The organism is Thalassoglobus sp. JC818, from assembly GCF_040717535.1.
GTDB lineage: Bacteria > Planctomycetota > Planctomycetia > Planctomycetales > Planctomycetaceae > Thalassoglobus.
In genome coordinates this window covers 117455-137706 of sequence record NZ_JBFEFI010000008.1, presented here as the reverse complement: position 1 = coordinate 137706, position 20252 = coordinate 117455, and the positions used below count along the sequence as shown (strand labels likewise).

Below are 20252 nucleotides of genomic sequence, written 5' to 3'. Positions count from 1 at the left end.
GAGGGGTTCTGTTGATCAGTGAATGAGTCCAGCCGGAGCGAGGACGGAGTCTTCCAGAATGACGGTATCTCCGCCGACTACGCTGGGGTCGGTGTAAACCGCAGGTTGAATGACAACGGTCTTTCCGCTCGGCTTACCGGTCAATTTGACGTACATGATTCGAATCGGAACAAACTTGACGATGGTGTAGTTCGCATTGTTTCCGTTACCTGAAACCTGCGAGAAAATCGGAATCATCCGCGGCTCGCCTTTAATCGCCTCAAGCTCATCTTTGATTCCGGCGCTCAAGCCGGTGTCTCCATTCAAAATCATCGGCAATGCATTCAGGTCGAGCTGCCCGCCGAAGTACGACAGGTCAGAATCATTCAGTCCGTGGAGGATCTGTCGTGAGATATCTGCGGTGCTGTTTCCCTGATGTCCGAAGTCGACTGTTCCACGGTTTCCAGGCGGCAATGCTTGGTTTCCGTAAGGGTACAAGCTGACTTCAAGGATGCCGTCACTGCCGCTGGTGATCGTTTTCGTATCATCGTTCCAGTGGTAGTTGTCTGAGCCAGCTCCATTCAGGACGAGGTTATCCCAAGTTGGCTCATCAAGCGTGATTGGCAAGATGCCAGCCTTGATGTTTGGGACATTGCGAATCGTGACCCCGGGTTGAATGGCTGCAGTTGCCTTCACTGTGGTCGTCGCGTTTCGAGAACCGATAACTGGTGCGAACCAGAGATCGAGCGGTCCATCGCCGAGGTTGCTTCCGGGATTGTTGCGACGGGCCGTCACTTCAACAGCGTTGTAAGGAGCTTGTCCCCACTGGATTGACCATTGACCGGCGGCCGGATCCCATTGCCGATATCCAAAGCGAATGTCATTCGCACTATCGATGTAGGTTCCACTTCGACCCGCTGCTTCATTCGCTGCCGCAACCGCGACTGCGGCCGTTCGTGCTGCTGCTGCTCCTTGAGCGTTGGTCTTCGACGCTCCAACGCCCCACGACTTGTAGAGTTCGATGTTGGCAGCGAGCGCCGCTGCATCGGCACTTCGCTGGAGCTCAGCTCGCGAAAGCGAGATGTAACCCATGTCGAGCGCGAGTGCTGTGAACGCGAAGAGAATGACCAGTAGTCCAATTCCCATCACCAGAACGGCCCCCTTGCGGTCGTTCTGGAAGCTCGATCGAAATCGTGTTCGTTGCAGGGTTTTCATCACCGGCTGCCTCACCATGGATTGTTCGGTAAAGATTCAAGAGTTGGGGGCAAGATGTGAGAAATGGTCTCATCACCTGCGGATGGTTGGGTTGCTAAAGAAGTTCTTTGGTTCGAAACAGCTTTGTGGCACGTCCGAGACCAGGTTGGTTTCGCCTATTCATTCGCACCGTCGAAAAACACTTTGGGGTTTTTCGAGAATCGGATGTTAGTCTGCTGCGAGTCGGTGAACGTAACGGTCGGTCAGGTCCTGAGCGTACAGGTCTCCGTCTTCGTCGTAGAAGCGAATCGCAGATCGCTTGAAGTAGTCGACTCGGTTGGCTCCGAATGTCACCTTTGAGTGTTCGATGGAATTTCCAGGGTGATAAGGATTGAGGTCGTCACGATTGGTGAACAGCCAAACTTTGAGGGCGTTGCTTTCCCCGAACGATCCGAATGTTGTCGAACTTCCGTTAAAAACAGACATGGTGAGATGACCGCCTTCGATCGCCGTGGCGGTGGTGTAAGTGATTCGTTCGTTGGAAGTTGACAATTCAGCTGGTGCTCGCTGTCTCTGGTAGCCAATCAAATAATCACCAAACCACACCTGCAGTTGCATTCCTCCTTCACCGAAACTCGGAAGAGTTCCATGGTTGAGTTCGAAGAGCGTATGGGTGTCGAATCTCGCGTCGGTTGGCCCGAAAACTGTGGCAATTTGTGGGCAATCTGCGTTTGGATCGGGGTTGTTGACAACCAGTTCCCAATCTTCTTCGACTCGGTGAATTGGAGGAGCATTCGCGACAATGTCTTCGAAGGTCACTTCTTGTGAAGTCGTGCCATCACCTGTCTGGGCTAAGACAGCATTGCTCCCCTGGAACATGAGAGCAACTGCCGAAAGGCAAGCGAAAGATTTCAGTGCATGCATAGTGGGAGCCTCTCAATCGATTGAATAGAGTCGAAGTTTGGGCAGAAAAATTCTCCAGCGTCTTCCGATTGGTGGAGAGAGCACCGACAAAGAGGGGGAATCGTGCTTCGGGGACACTTTCAGGTGTGACGAAAACATATTTCAGGATTCCGCCGCCGTTGCCCGAAATTGAGAAAATTCAAAGAATTTTCGATATTTGCGTGATCCAATCGATCGTTCCAGTTGAATTCAACGGACGCCTGTGTGGATGTTCCGCAACAGTGAGTGAGAACCTGAAGCTTTTGCCATTCAGGGGAGTCCATCGCTACGCCTGTCGATGCGGATTTACTACGATTCGAAAAACTGGATTTCCGAGAGTGGTTTCCATTTCGTCTCGAGTTCGATCGACGATTTTGGTGTCGAGGCGATGCACGAATTTCGGGGGCCCTCAGCAAAAACCGAGTGGACGTTTTGGATGCGATCAGGCCGGCTGATTTCGCGTTCATAACGTGACTCGCTGAGCTTCGTGGGAATCCGGTTCCAAGAGAATTTTGAAATCCGCCCCTACCTGCCAACCTCAAGACGACCATGCTCTGGGAAATCGAGATCAGTTCGAAAAGTGGACCCGACCGCGAAGCGGAACATGCTTTGGCGGAAGCCCGAATGCGTCGCCTCGACAGCCTGGCAACTGTTCGATCAGCGCGATCGTATTTGATCGAGGGAAGCCTTGATGACAATCGGTTACAGCAGGCGGCTGACGTGCTTGCCGATCGAGTGGTCGAGCAGGTGACGGTGCGTTCTCTTCCAGATAGTTCACAGGCGGACCAGACCGAACGTTTACTCAATGTCCTCTTCAAACCGGGAGTGACGGATAACGTCGGAGCGACAGCGACGAAAGCACTTCAGGAGTTGGGATTTCAAGTCGAGCGTGTTTCGACGTGCCGCAAATACTGGGTGAATGCCGATTCTAACGAGAGCGAAGTCGAGCGATTCGCTTCCCGAGTTCTCTCGAACGATTCCATTGACCGCGTCTTGGTCGGTCCACTGCAGTTGACCAGCCTGGCAGTCGGGAGCGAACAGGAATTCGAACTGAAGCATGTCGCCATTCGCGAAATGGGCGACGAGGAACTGAAGACGCTGAGTCAAACAGGTCAGCTCTACTTGAGTCTGACAGAGATGCAGACCATTCGAGACTACTTCCGGGAAATGGAGCGAGACCCGACAGATATCGAACTCGAAACGGTCGCCCAAACCTGGAGTGAGCACTGTTCTCACAAGACTCTCGCTGGTCGAATTGCCTACCGTGATGAGAACGGTGAACGACACTTCGAGAACATGCTCAAAGAGACCGTTTTCGCAGCTACTCAAACGATTCGAAAAAACCTCGGTGATGCGGACTGGTGTGTCAGTGTGTTCAAAGATAACGCCGGAATCGTTCGCTTCGACGACAAGCAGGATGTGTGCATTAAAGTTGAAACGCACAATCATCCCTCAGCTTTAGAGCCTTACGGTGGAGCGAATACCGGCTTGGGTGGAGTGATTCGTGATCCGCTTGGAACCGGCATGGGAGCGCGACCGGTCTGCAACACAGACGTCTTCTGTTTCGCTTCTCCCGAAACCGGGTTCGACAGCTTGCCGCCGGGAGTTCTTCATCCTCGAACGGTGATGCGGGGAGTTGTTTCGGGAGTCCGTGACTACGGAAACCGTATGGGAATTCCAACGGTCAACGGAGCTGTCTACTTCGACGATCGATATCTCGGAAATCCGCTCGTCTATTGCGGGAACGTCGCGATGATCCCGCGTGGGATGAGCGAGAAGCAAGTTCATCCCGGTGATTACATTGTGGCTGTCGGGGGGAAAACGGGACGAGACGGGATTCACGGTGCGACATTTTCATCTGCCGAATTGACTCACGAGAGCGAAGAGCTTTCGGGTGGAGCAGTGCAGATCGGGAATCCAATCACCGAGAAAATGGTTCACGATGTCATTCTCGAAGCTCGTGACAGACAACTTTTTAACGCCATCACCGACTGCGGAGCGGGTGGCTTCAGTAGTGCCGTCGGTGAAATGGGAGAAGAGACAGGAGCCGAAGTCTGGCTTGAAAAAGCTCCTCTCAAATATCAGGGGCTGACTTATACCGAAATCTGGATCAGTGAAGCTCAGGAGCGAATGGTGCTCTCGGTTTCTCCCGAACAGTGGGAGGAATTCGAAGCGCTCTGTCAGTCTGAAGGAGTCGAAGCGACCGTCATTGGGAAGTTCACCGACTCGAAAATGCTCGAGTTGAAGTATCAGGGTGAGTCCGTCGGATCGCTGGCGATGTCGTTCTTGCATGACGGACGTCCTCCAGTCATTCGTGAAGCGGTCTATTCTCCTCCGCAAGAGCGTGAAGTCTCGCTTGAATCAGAGGTGATCGATCACAGCGACGTGCTGAGAAAAATTCTCGGTTCGCTGAACGTCTGCTCCAAAGAGTCAATCATCCGGCAATACGATCACGAAGTTCAGGCGGGAAGCGTCGTGAAGCCGCTCGTCGGAATCGCAAATGATGGGCCCTCTGATGCGGCCATCGTTCGACCGGACCTGAAAGGAAAGCGCGGACTCGTTATTGCCTGCGGAATGAATCCTCACCTCGGAGACGCCGATCCGTATTGGATGGCTGCCTCCGCGATTGATGAAGCTGTCAGAAATTGCGTTGCCGTCGGTGCAGATCCAGAGCGCATCGCGATTCTCGACAACTTCTGTTGGGGGAACACCGAACGGGCTGAGACACTCGGATCGCTGGTGCGAGCGGCGCTGGGATGTCAGGAAACCGCCATCGCCTACGGTACTCCGTTCGTCAGCGGAAAAGATTCGCTCAATAACGAGTTTTCTTATGTGGATGGCGATCAGTCGCGAACGATCAGTATTCCTTCATCGCTTCTGATTACTGCACTCGGTCAGATTGGTGACATCGAAAAAGCGGTCACGATGGACCTGAAATCGGCCGGCAATGTTCTTCTTCTCATCGGTGAAACTCATAACGAATTGGGTGGGAGCCATTTCAACCTCGTGACTGGTCGAGAGGGAGGAGTTGTGCCTCGCGTCGACTTTGAGACAGCTCCGCAGCTGTTCACCGCGGTTCATCAACTGATTGACCGCGGTTTGGTTCGCAGCTGTCACGACCTCAGTGAGGGTGGGCTCGCGGTCGCACTCGCAGAGATGGCATTTGCTGGCGGACTTGGCGCTGATGTTCAGCTTCAACAGTCGGGAGCCGATGCCACAATGCAACTCTTCTCCGAGAGTAACACGCGATTTGTGATCGAAGTTCCACCAGAACATGTTGACGAAACGTTGAACGTCCTTCAGCAAGGCAATTTGCCTGCTGCAGTTCAACTCGGCCAGGTTAACGAAAGCAGTGAACTGGTCGTACGCGGAAGTGACGGAACCGTTCTGATTCAGGGTTCACTCACAGAATTGAAGAAGTGCTGGCAAGAGCCGTTGGCCAGTTTTTAGCCCGGTTTGACAGTCTCCTTGCAGCGGTGTCCCTGATTCTTTCGGGTGAGGAATTGTTTCCGAGGTGACCGGGTTCAGTTGAGCGGATCATTGATTCCCAGAAGCGAAGGCGACTCGGTCAACGAATTCGCTGTTGCGATAACGGGTGAGAATGTGTCATAACTCGCTGGTTGAAGCGCTGCGATTCTCCCTCAAAATCAGGAGTCCCGTGATCGGGAGTTCAGTCTGGCATGGAGCCACCATCGGAACAACTTGTCGCTGATCTCGAGAGTTTGCAACTGGCTTCGCGACGTGACATTGCAGCTTGTCGAACTGCTGTTCGGCGTGCTGCTCGCGGCTTACCAGCGTTCGATTCCGTCTGGATTCACTGTCTTGTCGCCGCCGGGAAGCTCACTCCATTTCAGGCAGCCCGACTGGAGAATCAGACGACGGACGAACTGAAAGTCGGTTCGTCTTATATTCTGGCAGACCAGATTCACTTCGATGCGGTGCTGCCTGTCTTTCGTGCGACAGAGACAGCTTCCGGTCGCTCTGTATTTGTCACGCGAATGAAAGTTGATCGCGAAGACTTGAAGGAAGTGAAGTCCCGTTTCGAACGTCGATTTGCTGAGTACCGCAAGTTCACTCATCAGAATCCCAGCCTCCCGACGGAATACTTTATCAATGCTGATCGAGGCGAGGTGGATGTCGTTTCGCCTGGGCTTGATGGGCAGCCGATGACGCAATTCTTGATTCGCCGCGGTCGCGTGCCGGAAGATGTAGTGCGGTGTATTGCCGCTCAGGTGGCTCTTCAAATGCGGGCGTTTCCTGAAGGATTTTTTCATGGTGATCTCCGTCTGGCCAACCTTTGGTTGGACCGGAAGGGACGAGTTCATCTCGCGAATCCCGGAGTCTATGCGTGTCTTCATCCGTTCCCGACGATCCATTCACTCGCGCCCAAAGACGCTTACGACACGATGGCACCGGAGCGGATTTCCGAGCGGAGCATTCCCGATCTTCGTTCCGAAGCGTATTCGCTGGGATGCCTTCTCTGGCAGATGCTGACTGGTCGCCCGCCGCATCTCGTCGCGGATCCGCTCGCCAAACTTGCAGAGCATCAACGTTCAGAAATTGTTGACGTTCGAGAGTTCGCTACCGATGTTTCCGAGGATCTGGCTCGACGCATCCGCATGATGACTCGACCGGACCCGGCACTGCGGAAGCTGAAAATTGATGAACTGGTTCTCGTCGCTGAAAGAGGTCGCCAATCGAAGTTGGAACGTCGGCTGAAACGCTTCGTGCAAACATTCGAAACGGCTGCACCTCGCATGTTGGGAGAACGGCAGGCTCCTTCCCGAAAGAAGGCTGTCGTCGCTGCTGTCTTATTGACCGTGATCGCATGTGTCGTCGCGTGGAACCGGCAGCATCTCGGGTTCGGTCAGCTCGAGCAGTTGAAAGCATCGACGATTCCAGCCGAGCTCTCTCCAGGACCATTGGAATTGAATGAACAAATTGCTGCCGAGACCGAGGAACCAGAACTGGACGAACACGATCCAAACGCAGGAACTCCAACGGTTGCTGCAGAAGAATTCCCTGAACACGTCGCTTCAACTGAAGATTCCAATTCCGAGTCGATCCCCGTGCTTCCGACGCCGGACTCCGACGGTCTCGTCCGACTGACGAGCATCGGACCGTATCGGATGTCCGAACTCACCGGCGGGAGTCCGATTCGAATCGTTGGGCTAACGAATGCGCGTTCGCAGATTGTTGTTGATCAGAACTCGGGGCCGATCGTGACACCGCATCTAGTTCTGCAGAACGTTGAATTCATCGTTCGTGATGAGTCATCAAGCAGGAGTCAGTCAGCTGGGATTACAATTCGATCGGATCAGCTGACGTGTTCGAGTTGTCTATTCCGTGACGAATCCGGGGATTCTCGACAGCCATTAATTCGACTGAGTGCTGAGGACCGTTCGAATTTGAATGCTGGGCGACTCCTGCTGACGGACTGCGTCTTTTTGACCACCAAGCCAGCGATTTCGTTTGAGTCTCCACTGACGACCGCCCGTTTCGAGAATGTGTTCGCAAATACTCCTGCATCATTTCTGACGCTGTCCGCCGGTGTCGTTTCTGGGTTTCGGGTTCCGCTGATTGTTGAACAGTCCTCGTTTTCGGGGGGCGGGGCACTCGTTGAGATTCGGGCCGCGGAAGGAATGCCAGCGTACGGTTTGCTATCGATTCAAGGCAACGACAGCGTCATCGATGTGCATCCTGAGCGTGCGATCGTGGAGTTCATCGCTCCGCCGGATTCGCTCGACGCTGAGAAAATTGCGAAACAGGTCGAGTTTTCGGGAACGGGTTTGATCATTCGGGCTGACCGCGACCTCGTTGGGGTGCGAAGTAACGGGACACTTGCTGAGGAAGGCGATTTCGAGTCGAAATTGACCGTCAATGGAGTGCTTAGTGGTGAGTTTCGATTCGAGAAAATCGACGAAGCAGCAGCCTGTTTTCCGGGTGAGGAGCGGGCAGTTTTCGAGACGCTTCCGGTCCGTGATGTGTTGACCGCTCCCGGGTTTGATTCTGCACGCTTTTGCAGTTCGAATTCCGAGTTGTAACTTCTTTTGTCTCAATAGTTTGGGAAGCTCCGGAATGTCGTCTGGGTCCGTTGTTGTTCGGTTCCCATTCAGCTATAATTTGAACGACCCGGAACAGATGTTGCTGATCGCTGAAAACTCTTTTTCAGTAAAGGGTTAGGGAGCTTTTGGGAGTTCCTGAACGGTGAGCAGGCTTCGATCTGCCGCCAACAAGCTGTTGACTGTTGAGAATTGAACTGAACGCAGGAGCGCACTGCTTTGTCGAATGATCTGACCCCTCCTGAAGACCCGAATCAAGATGACTCGAATTCTAATTCCGGTGAGCTGAGCCAAGGCCGCATTGAGGCTCTCGATATTCGAGAAGAAATGCGGCAGAGTTACCTCACTTACGCGATGTCGGTCATTGTCAGTCGTGCACTGCCTGATGTTCGTGATGGCTTGAAGCCCGCCCAGCGACGAATTCTTGTCGCCATGAACGATTTGAATCTCGGGCCGAGTTCCGGACGTGTGAAGTGTGCGAAAATCTCCGGGGATACGTCGGGTAACTATCACCCGCACGGGGAAAGTGTGATTTATCCAACTCTGGTCCGTATGGGGCAGGACTGGGTGATGAGAGAAATTCTCATCGACAAGCAGGGAAACTTCGGTTCCATCGCCGGGCTCGGCCCAGCTGCGATGCGATATACGGAAGCACGATTGTCGTCGGCAGCTGCGGAGATGCTCGACGACCTCGATCACGATACCGTCGATTATGTACCGACTTACGATCAACGCGGTGAAGAGCCAGTTGTTCTGCCGTCTCGATTTCCCGGGCTGCTCGTCAATGGATCGCAGGGAATTGCGGTCGGGATGGCGACGAGTATTCCTCCTCACAATCTGGGTGAGGTCGCTGACGCTGTGCAGTTGTTGATCGATAATCCCGAAGCATCAATCGATGAGATTATCAGCGTTCTGCCCGGTCCTGACTTCCCAACCGGCGGCGTGATCTGCGGACGTTATGGTATTCGCCAGGGATACTTGACCGGTCGATCGACACTCACTCTTCGCGCGAAAGTTGAATTCGACACCGAAAAGAACACGGACGTGATTGTGGTTCGTGAGATTCCTTACCTTGATACGAGGGATCGTCTGAAATCGAAGCTGGAAGCGTTGATCAAAGAAGATCGCGTCAAAGGAATTTCGAGAGTAGTCGACTATACCGACCGCAAGACCCCCAGCTGGCAGGTTCGGCTACACATCTATCTCAAACGTGACGCGGATCGGGAAGTCGTCCTGAACCAGCTTTACAAGTACTCCCCGCTTCAAACGACCGTGTCGGTGATTTTGCTCGCGCTCGTGGGAAGTCGACCGCAAACGCTGAATATTAAAGAGCTTCTTCAAGAGTTCATCCGGCATCGTGTGACGGTGATTCGCCGCCGAACGGAGTTCTTGCTCAATGAAGCGCGACGCAGAAAGCACACCATCGAAGGTTTGTTGATCGCCCAGATTGACATCGACAAAGTCATTCAGACCATTCGGAATTCTCCGAGCCGAGCAGAAGCGAAGATTCGCCTGCGTGAAATCGAAGTCCCGGCGGAGATGGTCGCACGAGCCCTGGGCCAAGACGGTTTCGAAATGCTGGTTCTGGAAATTGGCGAACGCGAAAACTACTCGCTGTCGGCCAACCAGACTGAGGCGATCGTCAGCATGCAGCTTGGTTCGCTGGCTAATCTCGAACGTGAAAACTTGCAGGGAGAACACAAGCAGCTTCTCGAAAACATTGCTGAGTATCTCCGTCTTCTTTCCGACGAGAACAACATCCGTGCTGTCATTCGAGAGGACATGGATACGCTGAAAGGCAAGTTCTCGAATACGCGACGGACCGAGATCAGCGATGAAGAATTGGGCGACGTCGACAAAGACGAGTTGATCACCGAAGAACCGATGGTGGTCACGATTTCGCAGCGAGGGTACGTCAAGCGGACTCCGCTTTCGATCTATAAAGCTCAAAACCGTGGTGGAAAAGGCGTGAAAGGGGCCAAATCGGACGAAGAGGACCCGATCGAACATCTCTTTGTCAGCAGCACTCACAGCTATCTGCTGTTCTTCACCAACTTGGGGAAAGTCTACTGGCAGAAAGTTTACGACCTTCCGCTGCAAGCTCGAACGGCAAAGGGACGCGCCCTCGTGAACCTTTTGCGTCTAGCAGATGGCGAACGTGTACAGGACTGTATTGATGTCCGTGAATTTGACGACGAGCGAAGTCTGTTGATGGCGACACGCAAAGGTTACATCAAAAAGACTCTCCTCTCAGCGTACAGTCGCCCCATGAAGGGCGGAATCATCGCGATTAAACTCGAGGAAGATGACAGCCTGATTGATGTCGTCAAAGTTTCTCCCGGTGAGAATGTTGTTTTGAGCACCTCGACCGGGATGGCGATTCGGTTCTCCGAAGAAGATGCCCGCGCGATGGGGCGAAATTCGCGAGGCGTTAAAGGTGTCTCGCTTTCGACTGGCGATGAAGTCGTTGGAATGGTTGTCGCCAGTTCGGATCTCTCGCTTCTGACTGTCTGCCGGAATGGATATGGAAAGCGTACTCCATTCGGTGCCGGAGCCGTGGAAGCTGAAGAGGATGACGATTCATCACCAAACAGCAACATGCGGTACCGTCTTCAGCGACGAGGTGGAAAAGGTCTTCGCGATATTAAAACGACCAATCGCAATGGTCCGGTCATCGGAACACTGGCTGTTGCGGATGGCGACGATGTGCTGCTGATGTCGATTCAAGGAAAGATTCAGCGAATCCGAGCTGCCGACATTAGCACTATCGGGCGAAATACTCAGGGAGTGACCATCATGAAAATGGATGGAGGAGACACTCTCGCATCAATCGCTCGAATTCCGGAAGAAGTCGTCGAAGTCGAAGAGGAAGCTGTCACGCTTCCGGGTTCCGAAGAAGGGGAAGGTCTCCCCGCAGACGGAGCCGTTCTCGATGGCGACGCGAGTCCTTCAGCGAGTGACGACGAACCGTCAGAGGGTGACTCTTCAGAAGATCCGAAAAGCAACTAGAGCGAGTTGCTATTTCCGGTGCACTCGCTCGCACGTTCTCACTCATTAAAAGCTGAGTTTGCTCGTGTGAATCAGTGTAAGCCAAATCTGAACATGTTCAGGAAACTTGCATTTCAGCGAGTCTCTGTTGCACACTTGCAAGCCCATGATTCCCCACAGAGTTGAGTTCTGGTGAGTGCAAAGTCACGATGTGAATGTTCTCAACCGGTTGAGTTTTCACCAAAACTTTTCCTGAATCGATATGTCGACTGCTGAGCGCTTCGGTCTTCAGTCAATCGGCTGTTTCGGGATCACTTCGAGAAAGCGAGGCGACGATGCAGCGGTGTTCCGTGGGGGCTTCTGAGAGACGAAGTGTTCAAGAGATCAACGTCACTTCGCCAAGTGCGATCTCGATGTTGGTCTGCACGATTGTTTTGGTGTTTCAATTTGGCTTTGCAAGTTGCCTTCCGGCTGAATCGACAGCCACCCCCAATGTCATTCTGATCATGGCAGATGACATGGGGTTTGAGTGTGTCGGAGCCAACGGCGGAGCGAGCTATCAGACGCCGACTCTCGATCAACTCGCTGCCAGCGGAATGCGTTTTGAGAACTGCTTCAGCCAGCCGATTTGTACTCCGTCGCGGGTACAAATTATGTCGGGGATTTATAACAGCCGAAATTATGTAGAGTTCGGATTGCTTGATCCAAGTATTTATACGTTCGGAAACCTTCTTCAGGACAGCGGCTATCGAACTTGTGTCGTTGGGAAGTGGCAGTTGGGAGGAGGATTCGAAGGGCCGAACCACTTTGGTTTCGACGAATACTGTCTCTGGCAAGTCACGCGTCGACCCAACCGCTATCCGAACCCGGGCCTCGAAATCAATCACGAAGAGAAAGACTTCAAAGAAGGGCAGTACGGCCCCGATATCGTCAGTGATTACGCATGTGATTTTATTCGTCGCCAAGTGGCTGAAGATCAGAAGTTCTTCGTTTATTACCCCATGATTCTTCCGCATTGGCCATTCGAGCCAACCCCGGATTCGGAGGAGTGGGATCCGAAGGCTCGCGTTGACGATGTTTCGGAAACCGGAGCTCCGAAGAAGTCTCAGAAGTTCTTCGGAGACATGGTGACCTATGCGGACAAAATGGTCGGCAAGATTGTGGCCACTCTCGACGAACTCGACGTGCGTGATGAAACGCTGATCCTGTTTACCGGAGACAATGGGACATATGAGTCCATCGTCTCTGAACTGCGGGGCAAGGATTGGCGGGGCGGCAAGAGTTACATGACCGATCACGGGACGCACGTTCCGTTGATCGTTAACTGGCCGGGGCGGGTTGAAGCTGGAACCGTGAATACGGATCTCATCGACTTCTCAGATTTCCTGCCGACTCTAGCGGACGCAACCTCGGCTGCGGTGCCTGAGAATCTAATGCTTGATGGTCAAAGCTTCTGGCCTCAGCTTCAAGGTGAAGTTGGCAATCCACGTTCCTGGGTCTATTGCTGGTACTTCAGAAATGGTGTCCCGGCCGACGGAGGGAAGAAGCATTCCGCCGGAGAGACAGCTCGAACTCATGAGTACAAGCTGTATCGCACGGGGAATTTTTATAGCACGATTGAGGATGACGAAGAACAGTCTCCATTGTCGATGAAGTCGTTGAGCGCAGAGCAGAAATCGATCCGCCAGAAGCTGGAGAAAGTGATCGAGTTCAACACTCGCGAAGGTTATTACGAGGCTGCCGACAAGCCGAAGGGGAAGAAGGCATCCGAAGAGTAATCCTTCTTGGATCATTGAAGTAGGTGACGGTCAGAACGTTTCCTAAGGATCTTCGGAATCAGAAGTTCTGAAAGTTTCCTCGTATGGTCGATCCTGACGCGCTACACTTGTAGGTGTTGGGATCAGTGAAGAGTCACTCGTTGTCGACATGGTGATCGGCGGCGGAGACTTGCGCTCCATCTTTTCAGGGCTTCTCGTCATATGCTTATGCGCTCAACTGCTTCGGAATTTCGAAGAATGGTACGCTCGCAAAGGTGTCATCACATCGCAGCGATCGTCGGGATTCTGTTCTTCACTTTCGGAGGACGACTCGATGCGAGTGACGCCGTCGAGAATCGTCCCAACATCATCGTCATTCTGTCAGATGATCACGGATACGCCGACCTCTCCTGTCAGAAAATGGTCACTGATGTCCGGACTCCGCATATCGATTCGCTCGCTCAGAACGGTGCACGGTTTACAGCAGCCTATGTGACAGCCCCGCAATGTAGTCCGTCACGGGCTGCGATTCTGACCGGGAAGTACCAGCAGCGTTTTGGTCTCGATGAAATCTCAATGTGTCCGCTTCCATTGGAAGAAATCACTCTTGCGGAACGACTGCAGGAACTTGGTTATCGAACAGGCATGGTTGGGAAGTGGCACCTCTCTCCCAATGCCGTTTCTCTTGATTGGGCTCGCGAGAACCTTCCGGGGATTCAGGTTGGAAGAAATGGTCGAGTCAATATTCCGGTTGAAAGAGCGTTGGAGTTCTATCCTGACAAACAGGGATTCGGACAATACTTCGCCGGAGAAATCCAGCAGTACTTCGTGAACTTCGAGTTCGATCAAGGGGCACTTTCGAATGAGGGAAGATGGAAGTACGTTCCCGGGCATCGCATCGACATTCAAACTCAGGCTGCAGTCCAGTTCATTAAGAATAACTATGAGGAGCCATTCTTTCTGTATGTGGGCTACTACGGTCCTCATGTTCCGCTGCAGGCGACTCCGGATCGCTTGGCAAGATTCCCTGATGCGCCTAATGAGCGGCGACGGTATGGCTTGTCGATGATTGCAGCCATTGATGATGGGGTTGGCGAGATTGTCCGCTCACTCTCGTCGTTCGGCTTACTTGAGAACTCAATGATTTTCTTTACGAGCGACAACGGTGCTCCATTGAAACTGACGAAGCCGGATGATCCGATCGGGCAGGGAGGGCCGGTCTGGGATGGATCTCTGAACGATCCCTGGTTGGGTGAGAAGGGGATGCTGGCCGAAGGAGGGATTCGAGTTCCGTTTGTTTTTCAGTGGCCCAAACGGGTTCCGAAAGGGACTGTCGTCGGTGAGCCAGTGTCGACTCTCGACATCGCAGCGACGTCGTTGTCGGCCGTCGGGGTGGAGGATGCTCAAGGGCTTGATGGGGTCGATTTGCTCGATTACGTCACCGGACCCAACGAGAATCTTCCTCAAAGACAACTCTTTTGGACATTCTGGAATCAATCAGCGGTTCGGTCTGGCGACTGGAAATATCTCAGGCTCGGTGACGCTCGCGAATTCTTGTTGAATCTGAATTCAGACCCAGAAGAGTCGTCAAATCTAATTGATAAACACCCTGAAATCGCACAGCAGTTGGAAGATCAATTGGTCGAATGGGCTGAGGGAATGGAGCCTGCAGGGGTTCCAGGTGGTCGCCCGAACAGCCAGGAGAAAGCCTGGTATGGTCACTACTTCGATCAGAAGTGAATCGCCAGAAGTGTTCAATTGTTCCTCGTTCCTCAGATCAACAAGATCATGAGTGCAGCGTGGAGGGTTTTGGCTTTCTCTGAAATGTTGCCTTCCTGAAGAAAATTCTGTTTTTGACATCGCTGGGGTTTGTTAGTCTCAATTGTGTCTTTTCTCGACGCGTTGGTCGTGATTCGTTTGAAAACATTGTGGAGTTTGAAATGAAGCACTTTAGTATTGCCGTCATCGGAATCCTCGGGCTGTTGATTGGGACTGTCTTTTTAGAGGCAGATGAGAAGAAAGAAGCTAAGCCAGTCTGTCCGGTTTCAGGGAAAGACATTGACAAAACACACTCACTGAAGCATTCGGAAGCAACAGTCTTCTTCTGTTGCCCCAACTGTCCGAAAGCGTTCGAAGCGAACACTGAAAAGTTTGCACCGAAAGCGAATCACCAGATTGTCGTTACCAAGCAGGCCAAGCAGGTGAAGTGTCCGATTTCTGGTCAGCCACTCAATCCTGAAATGATGACAGCGGTTTCAGATGTCAAAGTGGAATTCTGCTGCGACAAGTGTCTTGCCAAAGTGAAAGGTGCTGAAGGCGAGAAACAACTTCAACTCGTTTTCTCTGATGCTGCGTTTCAGAAAGGGTTTGAAGTCAAAAAGGAAGAGTAAGAGATTCGTCCGATCTTTAGGTGGTTGGACTGGATCGCTCCACTTGGAATCTCTCCTGGTGGCATGAGCGAAGCCGCGAATAGCAGTTCAAGAAACGCTCGAAAAAAAACAAAACACCTGTCGGAATCATTCGGCAGGTGTTTTTTCGTTGTGATTGAATTCGCTGCTTGCAGTCAACAATGAAAGCTCGAAATACAGATGCTCTCAAAACAGCGAATTGACCGATCTCGGCGGATTGCTTAACTTTCCATGAAATTTGCCATACTCGTGAAGGCGTACGGAGGCATTGATGCCGTCGGATTTTGACAATGACGATCCTGTTTCCCCAATCACAGCCCGGGGACGTGACTGGCCCTGCCTCAGGCAATTCTGCGTCTTCATGGAAAACCGGGTCGGCAAGCTGCATTCGTTGTTGAAGCAGATTGAGCATCATGATCTTCGAATCTTGGCTCTCAGCGTCGTGGATACGGTCGATTTCGCCGTCGCTCGAATCATGGTCGACGAAACCGACCGGGCCCGAGAAATCTTCGAACTCTCTGGTTTGAATTTTATCGAGAATGATATTCTCGGCGTTCAGCTTCCCGACGATGACAAACCATTCGTCTCAATTTTTCTGGCACTCGTCGCAGCTGAGATCAACATCAGCTACACCTATCCGCTTCTGTTTCGGCGCGGGGGAAAAGGCGCAATCGCGGTCTATGTTGATGACGTCGATCAGGCGGGAAGCATTCTCAAAGACCAGGGGCACCGACTGCTCGCTGAGAAAGATCTGTTGAGCGACGACGAATACTTTTAGAGCAAGTTGCGGCAGTTTGGCTGTCAGACCGATTGCGTGCTTTAAACTGACAGTGAGAAGAGTGTCCGATGAGTTATGCTGACTCAAAGGGAAACGCGATCACATCTTGAACGGATGTCAGTCCGAGGCACAGCATCGCGAGTCGGTCAAAACCGAGTGCGACTCCGGCACATTCTGGAAGACTACTTTCCATCGCTTTGATCAGGTGCGTTTCCGTTTCGAATTGGCGCAATCCTCTTTTTGCCCGCAGCTCGTTCTGATGCTTCATTCTCTGGCGAAGTTCTACCGGATCAGTCAGTTCCTGATACCCGTTGCAAAGCTCGATGCCGTTAACGTACAGCTCAAACCGTTCGGAGACTGGCGGTTGATCGTTGCGAACTTGGGCGAGAGCAGATTGACTGGCGGGGTAATCGTACAGAAAAACTGAGCCCAGTTTTTCGAGTTCGGGTTCGACGCGTGTTGCCAGCAGATAGTTGAGCACGTCATCTCGCAGGGGGGCATTTTTACTCGAAGATGTCATTCCCGAATCGATCGCTTGCTGGATGAGATCATCGTCTGTCGCTGTGAGCGCGGAGATGTTGGCGAATTCGACGAATGCGGATTCGTAGGAGATTCTGTGAAACTGCTTCGGTTTCTGGTCTGGTGCGATCCAGGCGTTCTGTATTGAGAAGTCGAGGGCAGATCGCAGAAGGTCTTCTACGAAGTCCATTTGGGCATGATAGTTATCGCCGACACGATACCACTCAACGAGTGTGAACTCGCAGTTGTGATTCACTCCTGATTCGTGACCACGAAAAGCTTTGCAAATCTGATAGATTGACTCGGCTCCGCTGGCGACGAGTCGCTTCATTGCAAATTCGGGAGATGTCTGGAGGTAACGCACCTGGTCCGCAGCGTGGCACTCCATCGGCTCGATCCATTGATCGATGCAAGTTTCCTGAGACAAGAGTGGAGTCTCGACCTCCCAATATCCCTGTCGGTGGAATTCTTTCCGAACGTGGTTCAGGAGGGCGGCGCGTTTCCTCAAATTCTGAATGACATTTTGCGGTCGAAGTGAGCCGTCTTTCACGATTGACGTGTTCACGTTGTCGACTCGACCGGGTCCTGAATTGCGTTGCGTAGATCTCTGAGTCGAATCGGCTGAGTCAAGACTTTGCCGCGATTGTCGATCTCAGCTAGCCCATTCTGCAGCGACGACTGACTTCCCGACAGAACGAGCACAGCGACGAGATCCTGCCCGGCGGTCGACTTGATGCACTGTTTGAAGTCGTCCACGACTCGATCGCCGACAACGTCTCCGAAGAAAATAATCCCCTGCGGCGGGTCTTTTTGAATCCGGTTCAAAGCACGGTCGACATCTCCCATGAGCAGCAGTCGGAATCCGTGTTTCGAGAAGTATTCCCTCAGAACGTCTTGTCTCTTCGGGCGATTTTCCACGCACAGAATCGTCTTCGTTGAAGAGGAGGCTTCTTGAACGGGAGCTTTGACTGCCTGGGTCGGAGTATGTCCGAGTTGCTCAAGAAGGCGCTCGAGATCTTCGGCGAGTTCGGTCGGGGATTGATAACGCTGACCGGGATTGATTTGAATGAGTCGATCGACGACGGAAACGATGTCCCATTCGAGTGACGGCATCATCCCAGCGAGTGGACGGATATCGCGATACCGGTTGAAGCGGCGGCGTTCTTCGAGGTCTCGAGTTCTGGGGTAAGGGGGCTCTCCGGAAAGAAGTTCGTAGAGAATGGTTCCGAGGAAGAAGAGGTCACTGCGCGGATCATTGGCAGGTGCGTTCGTCCCGCGTTCGAGAGTGGAGTACTCGATCGCTTGTGCCAGGTCGGGGCTGCCGGGGCGATTGAAAAATGAGTCGTCAGCTGCCAGTCCGAAGTCGATGAGTTTTGCGACTCCCTGAATGCTCAACAACACGTTTGTTGTTTTCATGTCCCGGTGAGTGATTCCCTGCGTCAGGGCGTATTCCAGACCGCGAGCAATATCGAGGGCATATCGCAAAGCTTCGACGGGCTTGAGCTGTTTGCGAATCTTCATGAAGTCGCGAAGATTTCCACCTTCGACGAATTCCATGGTGATGAAATGGAATTTTCCTTCACTGCCGACATCGTAGATTGGAACGATGTTGGGGTGTTTGAGCCGCTTGCCGACTTGTCCTTCGTGTCGAAAGAGTTGAATGCTCGCGGGATCGTTGGCCCATCGATCGCGAAGAACTTTCATTCCGAGCATTTGACCATCGCTGATACGGCTGGCGCGGAAGACTCTTGCGAAGCTGCCTGATGCGTTTCGATACAGCAATTTGCAGCCACCGAGCACCAGGCCTTCTGTTTCTCCTTTGCGAACACGACCAGACTGATAGGTGGTCAGAAGTTGCTTGCGTTCGAGTAGTTGGAGATAGCCATCAACATCGAGTCCGCCATGGACTTCGGAACGCAATTGTGAAAGGTCGCTGACTGTGATCAGCTGAAGTTGGATCAGTAAATCCTCAAGCTCTGGGATCGTTCGCGGCACCATGCTCTTGCTTTATTTTATTTGCCTGATCGGGCGAGACCGGCCTGTTGCTTTTCAGTTTCAGCGTGCTCGTCGTGATCAAAAACAATGGCCAGGAGGCAACAATCTCACAGTGACAAGCTCATACAATTATCGACTTGAGAGACTCAAGTATTGAAGTTCGTTGAAGTCAACTCCCGTGCTGCAAATTCAGTGCCTGCAACGTGCGGACATTCTGATGTGTCAGGAGTGCTCCAATCTCAGATCCTACCATTGTGAACTAACGCGTCAAATCATTCTCATGTGTTGACTTGTACCATTGCCGGAAAGTATCAACGTCACTGCATGACTTGTCATTTGAGAGTGTGGAAAACAATCGCACGAGTGATTCTTTTTTGTACTTTCGACATGATTTGCTGATCACATTCCTGTGTCAGTTTTTGAAGTGTTGACCTGATGCTGACTGCTGTCCTGGATGGTTTTTCCTCGCTGTCGTGACATCACCAGCTTGGGGATTTACACTGTTCAGACAAAGTGACACCACGCGATCAGAATTCGCGACCCACAATTGACGACCCACCCAACTTCCTCAAAGGCCCGCCAACTATGTCACGACTTTCTGTTTTGACTTTTCTCTTCCTGTCGACGGTTGCTTCCATCGGATTGACCTTCTGGGATGCAAACGATCCTGGCAATGGGATGACAGCTTCCGCAGAAAAGTTCATTAAGCTTTTGGATGCTGATCAGAAGAAGACCGCGGTTTTCGAATACGGAAGTCCAGAACGCTTGGGGTGGCACTTCATTCCGAAAGATGAACGCAAAGGTCTGCAAGTCAAGCACATGACAGAAGCGCAACAGAAAGCAGCATTTGCGCTTCTAAAAAATGCTCTCAGCGAAACGGGATATCAGAAAACACGACAGATTATGGAACTCGAAAAAGTGCTCAATGAGTTCGAAGAAGGAAAAGGACGTTGGGCGCGAGATTTCGAACGTTATTACTTCACCTTCTTCGGAAACCCCGGATCTGATGAGCGTTGGGGACTTTCCGTCGAGGGGCACCACTTGTCGTTGAACTTTGTGGTCAACGATCAGCAATTGATCGGAACGACTCCGCAGTTTTTTGCATCGAACCCTGCCATAGTCAAGAACGAAAACAGTGTCGGCGTAAAGGTTGGAACTCGCGTGCTGGATATCGAAGAGACGGCAGCTTTTGAGTTGGTTCAGTCTTTGTCACCGGAACAAAAGGGGCAGGCGATCATTGCTGAGGAAGCGCTGACTGAAATCCGGGCAGCAGGAGAGCCACAACCGCCTGTCACCGAGCCGGTTGGTATTCGCTACGAAGATTTAACGAGTGAGCAACGGGGGATGCTGTTGAAACTCGTCAATGAGTACATCAATGCCATGCCTGGACCAGTTGCCAAACAGCGCGATGATCAGCTTCATTTCGACGGATTGAACAAAATTCACTTCGCCTGGGCCGGAGCGACTGAACCGGGAATCGGACACTACTACCGCGTTCAATCACCATCATTCTTGATCGAATTCGTGAACACACAGCCGGATGCAGCAGGCAATCCGGCCAACCATATTCACTGTGTCTGGCGTGATCTTCGCGGGGACTTTGCAGTTGCGATTGAGGACTGAACTTGCA

Annotated in this window: 12 protein-coding genes; 8 read left to right on the top strand and 4 right to left on the bottom strand. The window is 52.4% G+C overall.

Annotation, left to right across the window (positions count from 1 at the left end):
* Positions 1-15 precede the first annotated feature (15 nt).
* Both AB1L42_RS20035 and AB1L42_RS20030 read right to left on the bottom strand, forming a co-directional pair.
* The gene (locus AB1L42_RS20035; protein ID WP_367060424.1) at positions 16-1194 is read right to left on the bottom strand and encodes a pilus assembly protein TadG-related protein; all 1179 of its coding nucleotides are present in this window, start codon (positions 1192-1194) and stop codon (positions 16-18) included.
* A 207-nt stretch (positions 1195-1401) separates the two neighbouring features.
* On the bottom strand, positions 1402-2097 hold the full coding sequence (locus tag AB1L42_RS20030) for a hypothetical protein (protein ID WP_367060421.1): 696 nt from the start codon (positions 2095-2097) through the stop codon (positions 1402-1404).
* A 567-nt stretch (positions 2098-2664) separates the two neighbouring features.
* On the opposite strand from AB1L42_RS20030, the gene purL reads away from it, so the two are divergent.
* The 7 genes from purL to AB1L42_RS19995 all read left to right on the top strand — a co-directional run bounded on the left by purL (position 2665) and on the right by AB1L42_RS19995 (position 16108).
* Entirely contained in the window at positions 2665-5565 is a 2901-nt protein-coding gene (purL, locus tag AB1L42_RS20025) for a phosphoribosylformylglycinamidine synthase subunit PurL (RefSeq protein WP_367060418.1), read from the top strand.
* Positions 5566-5795: 230 nt separating this feature from the next.
* Complete coding sequence (locus AB1L42_RS20020; RefSeq protein WP_367060415.1) at positions 5796-8159, top strand: hypothetical protein; 2364 nt, start codon at positions 5796-5798, stop codon at positions 8157-8159.
* A 303-nt stretch (positions 8160-8462) separates the two neighbouring features.
* Positions 8463-11186, top strand: a complete 2724-nt coding sequence (gyrA, locus tag AB1L42_RS20015) for a DNA gyrase subunit A (protein ID WP_367060512.1) — start codon at positions 8463-8465, stop codon at positions 11184-11186.
* A gap of 314 nt (positions 11187-11500) precedes the next feature.
* Positions 11501-12943 (top strand): sulfatase-like hydrolase/transferase, encoded by a 1443-nt coding sequence (locus tag AB1L42_RS20010; RefSeq protein ID WP_367060412.1) that lies wholly within the window; start codon positions 11501-11503, stop codon positions 12941-12943.
* 237 nt (positions 12944-13180) lie between these two features.
* On the top strand, positions 13181-14662 hold the full coding sequence (locus tag AB1L42_RS20005; RefSeq protein ID WP_367060408.1) for a sulfatase-like hydrolase/transferase: 1482 nt from the start codon (positions 13181-13183) through the stop codon (positions 14660-14662).
* A 200-nt stretch (positions 14663-14862) separates the two neighbouring features.
* On the top strand, positions 14863-15312 hold the full coding sequence (locus AB1L42_RS20000; protein ID WP_367060405.1) for a hypothetical protein: 450 nt from the start codon (positions 14863-14865) through the stop codon (positions 15310-15312).
* Between the two features lie 289 nt (positions 15313-15601).
* Positions 15602-16108 carry an acetolactate synthase gene (locus tag AB1L42_RS19995; RefSeq protein WP_367060402.1) on the top strand — a complete coding sequence of 169 codons (507 nt, stop codon included), beginning with the start codon at positions 15602-15604 and terminating at the stop codon, positions 16106-16108.
* Positions 16109-16181: 73 nt separating this feature from the next.
* On the opposite strand, the gene epmA is transcribed toward AB1L42_RS19995, so the two are convergent.
* Both epmA and AB1L42_RS19985 read right to left on the bottom strand, forming a co-directional pair.
* Positions 16182-17192, bottom strand: a complete 1011-nt coding sequence (gene epmA, locus AB1L42_RS19990) for an EF-P lysine aminoacylase EpmA (RefSeq protein WP_367060399.1) — start codon at positions 17190-17192, stop codon at positions 16182-16184.
* Complete coding sequence (locus AB1L42_RS19985; protein WP_367060396.1) at positions 17189-18625, bottom strand: serine/threonine-protein kinase; 1437 nt, start codon at positions 18623-18625, stop codon at positions 17189-17191. The genes epmA and AB1L42_RS19985 overlap by 4 nt, the downstream gene beginning before the upstream one ends.
* 582 nt (positions 18626-19207) lie before the next feature.
* Between AB1L42_RS19985 and AB1L42_RS19980 the strand changes: the two genes are divergently transcribed.
* Positions 19208-20245 carry a DUF3500 domain-containing protein gene (locus tag AB1L42_RS19980; protein ID WP_367060393.1) on the top strand — a complete coding sequence of 346 codons (1038 nt, stop codon included), beginning with the start codon at positions 19208-19210 and terminating at the stop codon, positions 20243-20245.
* Positions 20246-20252 lie beyond the last annotated feature (7 nt).

Coding starts and splice junctions, on each gene's coding strand:
- AB1L42_RS19980 (WP_367060393.1), top strand. CDS start 19,208: ATGTCACGACTTTCTGTTTTGACTTTTCTCTTCCTGTCGACGGTTGCT.
- AB1L42_RS20030 (WP_367060421.1), bottom strand. CDS start 2,097: ATGCATGCACTGAAATCTTTCGCTTGCCTTTCGGCAGTTGCTCTCATG.
- AB1L42_RS20020 (WP_367060415.1), top strand. CDS start 5,796: ATGGAGCCACCATCGGAACAACTTGTCGCTGATCTCGAGAGTTTGCAA.
- AB1L42_RS20000 (WP_367060405.1), top strand. CDS start 14,863: ATGAAGCACTTTAGTATTGCCGTCATCGGAATCCTCGGGCTGTTGATT.
- AB1L42_RS19985 (WP_367060396.1), bottom strand. CDS start 18,625: ATGGTGCCGCGAACGATCCCAGAGCTTGAGGATTTACTGATCCAACTT.
- AB1L42_RS20010 (WP_367060412.1), top strand. CDS start 11,501: ATGCAGCGGTGTTCCGTGGGGGCTTCTGAGAGACGAAGTGTTCAAGAG.
- AB1L42_RS19995 (WP_367060402.1), top strand. CDS start 15,602: ATGCCGTCGGATTTTGACAATGACGATCCTGTTTCCCCAATCACAGCC.
- purL (WP_367060418.1), top strand. CDS start 2,665: ATGCTCTGGGAAATCGAGATCAGTTCGAAAAGTGGACCCGACCGCGAA.
- AB1L42_RS20035 (WP_367060424.1), bottom strand. CDS start 1,194: ATGAAAACCCTGCAACGAACACGATTTCGATCGAGCTTCCAGAACGAC.
- AB1L42_RS20005 (WP_367060408.1), top strand. CDS start 13,181: ATGGTACGCTCGCAAAGGTGTCATCACATCGCAGCGATCGTCGGGATT.